Origin of the sequence: uncultured Corynebacterium sp. (assembly GCF_902782855.1) — a bacterium.
Lineage (GTDB): Bacteria > Actinomycetota > Actinomycetes > Mycobacteriales > Mycobacteriaceae > Corynebacterium.
The window spans coordinates 1-8,746 of sequence record NZ_CACZOO010000320.1 but is presented as its reverse complement, the minus strand read 5'-3'; the positions used below and the strand labels follow the sequence as shown (position 1 = coordinate 8,746).

The 8,746-nt window shown below is 68.3% G+C and carries 8 protein-coding genes and 1 pseudogene; 2 read left to right on the top strand and 7 right to left on the bottom strand.

Going from position 1 to position 8,746, the window contains the following annotated elements; all coding sequences use genetic code 11:
- From QZV72_RS12850 to QZV72_RS12840, 3 genes are all read right to left on the bottom strand, one after another.
- Window positions 1-1,843: polyribonucleotide nucleotidyltransferase (locus tag QZV72_RS12850; RefSeq protein WP_297008973.1), on the bottom strand; the 1,843-nt coding region annotated here is incomplete at its 3' end.
- A 237-nt stretch (window positions 1,844-2,080) separates the two neighbouring features.
- On the bottom strand, window positions 2,081-2,350 hold the full coding sequence (rpsO, locus tag QZV72_RS12845; RefSeq protein WP_014010153.1) for a 30S ribosomal protein S15: 270 nt from the start codon (window positions 2,348-2,350) through the stop codon (window positions 2,081-2,083).
- 96 nt (window positions 2,351-2,446) lie between these two features.
- A complete protein-coding gene (locus tag QZV72_RS12840) occupies window positions 2,447-3,463 on the bottom strand; it encodes a bifunctional riboflavin kinase/FAD synthetase (RefSeq protein ID WP_297008972.1) in 1,017 nt (338 codons plus the stop codon).
- Between the two features lie 46 nt (window positions 3,464-3,509).
- On the opposite strand from QZV72_RS12840, the gene truB reads away from it, so the two are divergent.
- Window positions 3,510-4,499, top strand: coding sequence for a tRNA pseudouridine(55) synthase TruB (truB, locus tag QZV72_RS12835; RefSeq protein WP_297008971.1), 990 nt, complete (start codon window positions 3,510-3,512; stop codon window positions 4,497-4,499).
- A 144-nt stretch (window positions 4,500-4,643) separates the two neighbouring features.
- Window positions 4,644-5,438 (top strand): L-threonylcarbamoyladenylate synthase, encoded by a 795-nt coding sequence (locus tag QZV72_RS12830; RefSeq protein ID WP_297008970.1) that lies wholly within the window; start codon window positions 4,644-4,646, stop codon window positions 5,436-5,438.
- Between the two features lie 72 nt (window positions 5,439-5,510).
- Here QZV72_RS12830 and QZV72_RS12825 read toward each other — a convergent pair whose 3' ends face one another.
- From QZV72_RS12825 to QZV72_RS12810, 4 genes and pseudogenes are all read right to left on the bottom strand, one after another.
- The gene (locus QZV72_RS12825) at window positions 5,511-6,260 is read right to left on the bottom strand and encodes a 4'-phosphopantetheinyl transferase (RefSeq protein WP_297008969.1); all 750 of its coding nucleotides are present in this window, start codon (window positions 6,258-6,260) and stop codon (window positions 5,511-5,513) included.
- The gene (locus QZV72_RS12820; protein ID WP_297008968.1) at window positions 6,257-7,081 is read right to left on the bottom strand and encodes a metallophosphoesterase; all 825 of its coding nucleotides are present in this window, start codon (window positions 7,079-7,081) and stop codon (window positions 6,257-6,259) included. Before QZV72_RS12820 ends, QZV72_RS12825 begins: the two co-directional genes overlap by 4 nt.
- Before the next feature lie 80 nt (window positions 7,082-7,161).
- Entirely contained in the window at window positions 7,162-8,478 is a 1,317-nt protein-coding gene (locus QZV72_RS12815) for an MATE family efflux transporter (RefSeq protein WP_297008974.1), read from the bottom strand.
- A 52-nt stretch (window positions 8,479-8,530) separates the two neighbouring features.
- Window positions 8,531-8,746 (bottom strand): annotated as a pseudogene (locus QZV72_RS12810) (ribosome-binding factor A); the annotation flags it as partial.

Genomic DNA, 8,746 nt, shown 5'->3' with positions numbered 1-8,746 from the left:
GCTCGTCCGGTCCGTCAATTGCCGCGTTGAGCACGTTGACGATCGACAGACGCGCGTCCTTGGCCTGCGTGAGCGCCGCCGCCAGCACCGACGACGGGATGCCGTCAAGCTTCGTGTCCAGCTGGATCGCCGTGATGAACTCGTTCGTTCCGGCAACCTTGAAGTCCATGTCACCCAGGGCGTCCTCGGCACCGAGGATGTCGGTCAGCGCGGCGTACCGCGTCTGACCGTCAACCTCATCTGTGACCAGACCCATCGCGATGCCCGCGACAGGTGCGCGCAGCGGCACACCGGCGTTGAGCAGCGACAGCGTCGAGGCGCAGACCGAGCCCATCGAGGTGGAGCCGTTGGAGCCGAGGGCCTCGGAGACCTGCCGGATCGTGTAAGGGAAGACCTCACGGGACGGGATGACCGGCACCAGGGCTCGCTCCGCCAGTGCCCCGTGACCGATCTCGCGGCGCTTCGGGGAGCCGACTCGGCCGGTCTCACCGGTGGAGTACGGCGGGAAGTTGTAGTGATGGATGTAGCGCTTGGACGACACCGGACCGAGACTGTCGATCTGCTGCTCCATCTTGAGCATGTCAAGGGTGGTCACACCCAGGATCTGTGTCTCGCCACGCTCGAACAGGGCCGAGCCGTGGGCGCGGGGCACCAGGTCGATCATGATGCCGAGGTCACGGATGGCGGTGGTGTCGCGGCCGTCGATGCGGAAGCCCTCAGTGAGGATGCGCTCGCGGACGATCTGACGGCCCACCTCGTTGTGGGCGTTGCGGATCTCAGTCTCGCGTCCCTCAAACTGCCCGGACAGCGCCTCGACGGCGGCATCCATGTTCGCGGAAAGGGCGTCATCGCGTTCCTGCTTGTCGGCGATGGCCATGATGCCGCGCAGCGCCTCGGCCGACTCGGACTCGACAGCGGCGAAGACGTCCTCACCGAAGGCGGGGAAAAGCTCGAACTCACGTGAGTGGGACACCTCGACGGCGTCGACGAGAGCCGCCTGGGCACCGCACAGTTCGGCGATGAACGGGCGGGCGGCCTCGATGCCCTCGGCGACGACCTTCTCGGTCGGGGCCGGGGCACCCTCGGCGATGCGCTCGACGACGTTCTCGGTGGCGCCGGCCTCGACCATCATGACGACGACGTTGTCACCGGCGACGGCCTTGCGACGTCCGCGCGGCTTCTTGACCTCGGAGACCCGGCCGGCGACGACCAGCTCGAAGACCGCCTCCTCGTGCTGCTCGCGGGTCGGGAAGGCGACCCACTGACCCTCGGCGTGGGCGTCGTCGACGACGAGCGCCATGCGGACGCCGCCGACCGGACCGGAGACCGGCAGGCCGGACAGCTGGGTGGACGCGGAGGCGGCGTTGACAGCCACGACGTCGTACATGTCTTCGGGGTCCATGGACAGGACCGTCACGACAACCTGCACCTCGTTGCGCAGACCCTTGGCGAAGGTCGGGCGCAGCGGGCGGTCGATGAGGCGGCAGGCCAGGATGGCCTCGGTACCCGGGCGACCCTCGCGACGGAAGAAGCTGCCGGGGATGCGGCCGGCGGCGTACATGCGCTCCTCGACGTCGACCGTCAGCGGGAAGAAGTCGAGGTTCTCACGAGGGTGCTTCGAGGCGGTGGTGGTCGACAACAGCATCGTGTCATCGTCGAGGTAGGCGGTGACGGCGCCGTCGGCCTGGCGGGCGAGCAGCCCGGTCTCGAAGGTCAGGGTACGGGTGCCGAAATCACCGTTGTCGATGGTGGCGACCGACTCCCATACCCCGGAATCGGGGTCGATCAGTTCGGCGGTGTGGGTGGGCGCCGGGGTGTTCTTCTTGGTGTTCTTCGTCGTCATGACGGTGCTGCAGTCCCTTTCGGGTCATCTCTCCGTTACCCCGCGGTCGCGGGCGCCGATCATCGGTGTCGGCGTCGGAAATCTCTTGGACAATTACCGCAGTACAGGGTACACCACGGCGACCCGTCGACCGGGGACGCCGTCGGCGTGCGCACGTTCGTGCCCGGGGTGGACGCGGTACCGGCCCCGGACACGGAAAAACCCCGCTCCGTGGAGCGGGGTCGGTCCTCCGGGAGACTAGCGGCGCAGGCCGAGACGCTCGATGAGCGAACGGTAGCGTTCGACGTTGTTCTCCTGCAGGTACTTCAGCAGGCCCTTGCGGCGACCGACGAGAAGCAGCAGACCACGACGGGAGTGGTGGTCGTGCTTGTGGAACTTGAGGTGCTCGGTCAGCTGACGGATGCGGACGGTCAGCAGGGCGACCTGAGCCTCGGGGGAACCGGTGTCGGTCTCGTGGAGGCCGAACTCCTTGAGAGTCTCGGCCTTCTGGTCCTTGGTGAGAGCCATGGTGAATCTCCTGATGGTTGTTTCAGTCCGCGCAAAATGATGGAAACCGTCGGTGACTACCGCGAACCACAGTCACGCAACCGGAAGAGAATAGCATCAGCGCTCGTGCGGGACCAAACGCCTCGTCTCGGCGACATCCCGGTCGATCGCGGCGATGAGCGTGTCGAGATCGTCGTAGGCCTCCATGCCCCGGATCCGGTCGATGAAGCTCACCGTGACCTTGCGCCCGTAGAGGTCCGCCTCATGATCGAGGACGAATGCCTCCACACTGCGGGTCTCATCGCCGAAGGTGGGGTTGGTGCCCACCGAGATAGCTGCGGGCAGGTGCACCGACACCGGCATGTCACCGACGAGTGCACCGGCGGGGTCCTTGTGTGTCGGCAGGATCCGGAGGTCCCCGGCGTAAACTCCGTCGGACGGCAGTGCCTGGGAATCCGGGAAGTAGAGGTTCGCCGTGGGGAACCCGAGGGCCGCACCACCGCGACCCGCCCCCCGGGTGACGACGCCACGGACGGTGAAGTTGCGCCCCAGGGCACGTCCGGCGGCGGCGACGTCACCCTCGGCGAGCCGGTCGCGGATCCAGGTGGAGCACACGACATGCTCCTCGGCTGACGCCCCGCCGAGCGCCGGGTCGCCGGCGTCGGTGAGCAGACCGTGGGTGATGACCTCCACTCCCCCGGCCGCACCGAGGATCCCCATGGTCTCGCTGGTGCCGGCGGCGAGGTGCCCGAAGGTGAAGTTGTCCCCGATGACCACGGCGCGGGCGTGGAGGGTGTCGACGATGACCCGCTGGAAGTACTCTTCCGGGCTCCACCCGGCGAGTTCACGGTCGAAGTTGATGACGAGCATGGCGTCGATGCCGTAGCGCGCGGCGGTGACGGACCGCTGTTCGAGGGTCGCCAGGGCCGGCGGGACGGCGTCGGGCCGGAAGAAAACCGTCGGGTGGGGGTCGAAGGTCACCATCACCGCGGGCACACCGAGGTCGTGCGCCCGCCGCACCGCAGAGTCGATGAGCTGCTGGTGACCACGGTGAACGCCGTCGAAGACGCCGATGGTGACGACCGAGCCCGCCAGATCGGCGGGCACCTGTTCGAGTCCGTTCCAGATATCCACGGGCACCAGAATACGACAAGACCCGGGCCCACCTAGACTGTGCTCCATGCCTGCAACCGCCCCCCGCCCCGTCCTCGACCGCTCCGGTCTCGTCGTCGTCGACAAGCCGGCCGGATTGACCAGCCATGATGTCGTGTCCCGTCTGCGCAGGATCTTCGGAACCCGTCGGATCGGGCATTCCGGCACGCTTGATCCGATGGCCACCGGGGTACTGGTCGTCGGCGTCGAACGCGGCACACGGTTCCTCGCCCACGTCGTCACCCATGACAAGCGGTACACGGCGACCGTCCGGCTCGGGGCGTCGACCCTCACCGACGACGCCGAGGGGGAGGTACTGTCCACCGCGGACGCCGGGGCACTTGCCGCCCTCACCGAGGATGCGGTGCGGTCGGCCTTCGCCCGGCAGACCGGGGAGATCATGCAGCGGCCCAGTTCGGTCAGCTCGGTGAAGATCAACGGCCGCCGCGCCCATGAACTGGTGCGCGAGGGGGTCGACGTGGTGTTGCCGGAGCGGCCGGTGACCGTGTTCTCCCTCGATGTGGACGCGGTGCGCATCAGTGACGGTTCCGACGGCGAGGCAGCCGTCGAGGCAGACATCCGGGTGCACTGCTCCTCAGGCACCTACATCCGGTCGATCGCCCGCGATGTCGGTACTGATCTGGGCGTCGGCGGCCACCTCACCGCGCTGCGCCGCACCTCGGTGGGCCCCTTCGACATTACCGAGGCGCGCACTCTCGACGAGCTCAACGAACAGAAGGACGCGGTACTGGCGTCCTCCCCGGAGGGGACGGATCCCAGGAGCGTCTCCCCGGAGCTCTCACTGTCGCTCGACGCGGCGATGGTGCGGTGCTTCCCGGTTCGGGCCGTGACCGAGGAGCAGGGGGTCGCCCTCTCCCTCGGGAAATGGCTCGACCCGGTCGGCGGAGAGAGAATCGTTGCGGCGGTCACTCCGGCAGGTCACGCCGTGGCGCTACTGGCGGAGAAGGGCAGGCGGGCGGCGAGTGTCTTCGTCGCCCGACCCGCCGGTCTGGAGTGACCGTCGTGGAAGACGACCCTGGCCCGGATTGCCACGGACCACCGCAGATGATCTACAATGCCAGTCAGTGAGACACAGTCTCCCGAACTATGAGACTCTGTCCGGGACCGCGCACAGCGTCCAGTCACGACCAACCCACGAAGGATGAGTGAGGAACCTATGGCCATCAACCAGATCACCTGGAACGGCGGACTCCAGGAGGAGGCCGTCGAACTGCTCCGCACCCCCGGCCACATCGTCGTCACCCCGACGAAGGTCGGCTACATCATCGCGACCAGCGACCGTGAGGGACTGGAACGCAAGTTCGCCGTCAAACACCGCAAGCGCAACAAGCCCGGCGTCGTGCTCTGCGGCTCCATGGACCAGCTCAGGGAGCTCGCGCAGCTCACCCCGGAGATCGAGAAGTTCTACCAGACCTGCGTCGACCGTGACATCCTCATGGGTTGCATCCTCCCCTGGAAGGAGGGCGCCCAGGAGAAGTACCTGCCCGAGGGAGCTGATGAACTCGCCACCGATGTCCGTGGCACCAGCTGCTTCGTGCTGAAGTTCGGTGTCCCCGGCGAGAACATCGCCCGGGAACTGTGGGAGAAGGACCGCCGTCTGGTCTTCGCCTCCTCGGCCAACCCGTCCGGCAAGGGCAACCGTGGTCTGGTCGAAGGCATCGGCGAGGAGATCGCCGGCGAGGCCGACCTGGTCATCGAAGGCGACGCCTACGTCGCGTCCATCCAGCCCGACAAGACCATCGACACCCGCTATGAGCAGGGTGTCATGGTCTCCATGGTCGACGCCGACGGCACCGTCGTCCCGGAGCAGAAGGGTGAGCGCGGTATCACCCCGTGCCCGACCCTCATCCGTAAGGGTGTCTACAATGACGAGATCGTGGTGATCCTGTCCGAACAGTTCACCTCCTGGGACTTCCGCCAGGGCGCGTACTACTGATCGTACCGGCCTGACCCCCGGCCCCTGTGCACGGCCCGTGCCGTCCCCGGGCCACCCCGTATGTCGTCACCGTCACCTGCGTATTCCGCAGACGGTGGCGACATATCCGTCTCTGATGACCCACGACCCGGTGATCTCGTCGACCGGTGTCGGACTCGTGAGCAGCCTCGCCCGCCAGGATCCGCCGACACGCCCGGAGCCGACGGAACCCCCACCACCGACCTCCAGGTGCAGTTCGGCCTCATCGAAGTCGAGGAACCGTCCGGCCAGCGGGAACCAGGACTTGTAGACCGACTCCTTCGCCGAGAAGAGCACGGTACCGAGCAGATTCTCGCAGCGCCCGCTGCCGGTGAGCCGTGACAGTGCCCACCGCTCAGAGGGGGAGGTCACCGCATTGAACACCCCGGCGGGCAACGGCTGCGCCTTCTCCACATCCAGCCCCACACTGCGCCAGACGCCGGCATCGCCCACCAGGGCGCCGCGCAGCCCCTCGGTGTGGGACAGGGTACCGACGATGCCGTGGGGGAACAACGGCATCCCCTTCTCGCCACGCAGGATCGGCTCATCCCTGCCCCACCGCCGCAGAGCCTCATGGGCGCACCAGCGGGCGTCCCCGAAATCGGATCTGCGGGCTGCCACGGCACGAGCGACGAGACGACGCTCCATCTCGTGGAGCAGACGGAACCTGCTGAGGTCGGGAGTGCCGTCCGTATGCAGCTCCACCGTCGAGGTGCCGGCCGGCAGATCGAGTGCGGCGAGCAGCGGGACCCGCGGGGAACCGTCACTGTTCATCGAGGTGACACTGGGGGCGGACAGGATCATGGGAGGACCTCCGTGAGGACGGGAAAGGGCCAGAGCCGACGGTCGCGGCGGGGTGGCAGCGACCGTCCGTACTCGCGCGGGTAGCCGAGGGAGACTTCGGCGTGGATGACACCGTCAAACTCCCGGACCAGGGGAATGTGCAGGTGACCGTAGACCACGGTGGACGCCCGGAACCTGACGGGCCAGTCCTCGGTGTCCCGGGTACCGGACCACAGGGCGATCTCGGGCAGTCCGAGGTTGTCCGTGACTTCGCGGATCAACGGCCAGTGGTTGACCAGCACCGTCGGTCCTGAGACCTTGGAGAGCCGACGGACGGTGTAGCTGAGCCGGTCGCGACACCAGGCGGGGACGTCGACGAACGGGGCGATCGCGATCTGGTCGGTGAACACCACGCCGTTGCCTTCGGCGGCACTGAGTGCCTCTGCCACGCTGAGCGACGGATCGCGCCAGCTGTGATCGTAGAGGGTGAACATCGGGACGATGGTGTGCCCGCCGAAGACGGGGTAGACGTCCTCGGGCGTGGTCACGCCGATTTCCCGGCAGCCGTCGACGAGCTCCAGGTAGCGGTCGCGGCCGCGGTGCGGGTCACTGGAGCGGCAGAACAGCTCGTGGTTACCGGGCACCCAGATCACCCGGTCGAAGCGTTCGACGAACCGTCCGAGGGTCTTGAGGACGGTTCCGACGCGCTCGGCAACGTCGCCGGCGACGATGAGCCAGTCCCCGGAGCGTTCCGGACGGACGAGGTCGTCGACGAGGGCGAGATTCCCCGGGGCCGCGATATGCAGGTCGGAGACGGCCCAGAGCGTACGGTGCTCTGTCATGGTCGGGTCCCGCCTCCTGTCCTCACCGTCATCGGTCAATGCTCCCAGGTCACTTTAGTCACACAAATAACATCTGTCACTCAAGACACTCCTGTGTGCTGCCAGTGGTCCGAGCGGTAGCGCAGTGCCACCGCCGCCATCCGCAGCAGCAGGAAAGCCAGCAGACCACACCACACCCCGGTCAGTCCGGCATCCACGGCACCGGCCACCAGCACACCCGGAATGAAACCGCATGCCAGGGAGACCATCGTCGCGGTCCGCAGAAACGCAACATCGCCGGCGCCCAGCAGCACTCCATCGAGCGCGAAGACCACCCCGCCGACCACGGCCATCACCACCAGCACCCACCACGCACCGTGCAACGCGTCCAGCACATCGGCGTCGGTGGTGAACACACCGGGCAGCACGGTCACCCCGAGAGCCAGCAGCACCGCCAGTACACCACCCGCACCGACCGAGAACCGCAGGACAGTCCGGGCCACCCGGCGTGCCGCCCGCACCGACCCGGCGCCCAGCGCCGCCCCGACGAGGGCCTGGGCGGCAACCGCCACCGAGTCCAGCAGAAGGGTGAGCAGGTTCCACAGCTGCAGCAGCACCTGGTGGGCCGCCAGCGCCCCGGCCCCGGAACGCGCGGCCACCGCCGCGGCCGAGACGAAGGCCACCTGGAAGCCCAGGGAGCGCAGGACGAGATCCCGGCCGGCCACGAGCTGTGGCCGGATCACCGACCAGGTGGGACGCACCGGGCGTCCGTCACCTGTCCGCCGCCAGGTCCGCACGAGGCAGCCGACGAAGCAGCACGCGGTGACGGACTCCCCCGCCACCGTCGCCCACGCCGAACCGATGACCCCGTACCGGGACACCGCCCAGGGTACGGCGAAGGCGACGGGGACCAGTCCTGCCAGGGTGAACCAGAGCGGGCGCCGGGTGTCGGAGACCCCCCGCAGCCAGCCGTTCCCTGCCATCACCGTCAGTGCCGGGACAATCGACAGGCAGGCGACGTGCAGCCAGCGGGTCGCCTCACCGGCGATCCTGCCGGCGCCCTCCCCGTCCCCGGCGAGCCAGCCGGTCACCGGGCCGGCGACAAGCGCCACGGTCACGGCGAGGGTGGCGCCCACCGCCAGAGCGACCCAGGTGGCCTGGACACCCTCGGCGACGGCCCCGGTGCGGTCACCGGCACCGAAACGCCGGGCCGCCCGTGCCGTCGTGCCGTAGGAAAGGAAGGTCAGCTGGGTGGTGACCTGGGTCAGCACGGTCGTGCCGGCGGCCAGCGAGGCGAGTTCCACCGCGCCGAGACGCCCCACCCAGGCGGTGTCCCACAGAAGGTACAGCGGGGTGGCCGCGAGAACCGCCAGCGCGGGCACGGCGAGACCGAGAATGGTCCGCACATCGGCCCGCACCGGTGGTCGCGACGTATCCGGCGGCGAATCCGTCGCCGACTCGACCACCGGCTCAGCCACGGTCGGCGTCGACACCGTCCTCCGCGTCAGCCGCGGGCGCCACTTCGTCCGCACCCGAGTCACGGTAGGGGTCGGACTCACCGGCCGGGGCAGCACCGGCGGCCTGGGCGCGGACCCGCTCGTCGATTTCGCGGGCCTTCGCCAGGAGCTCCTCCATGTGGGCGGAGGTCTCCGGGACGGTGTCCAGCGAGAAGCTCAGCGTCGGGGT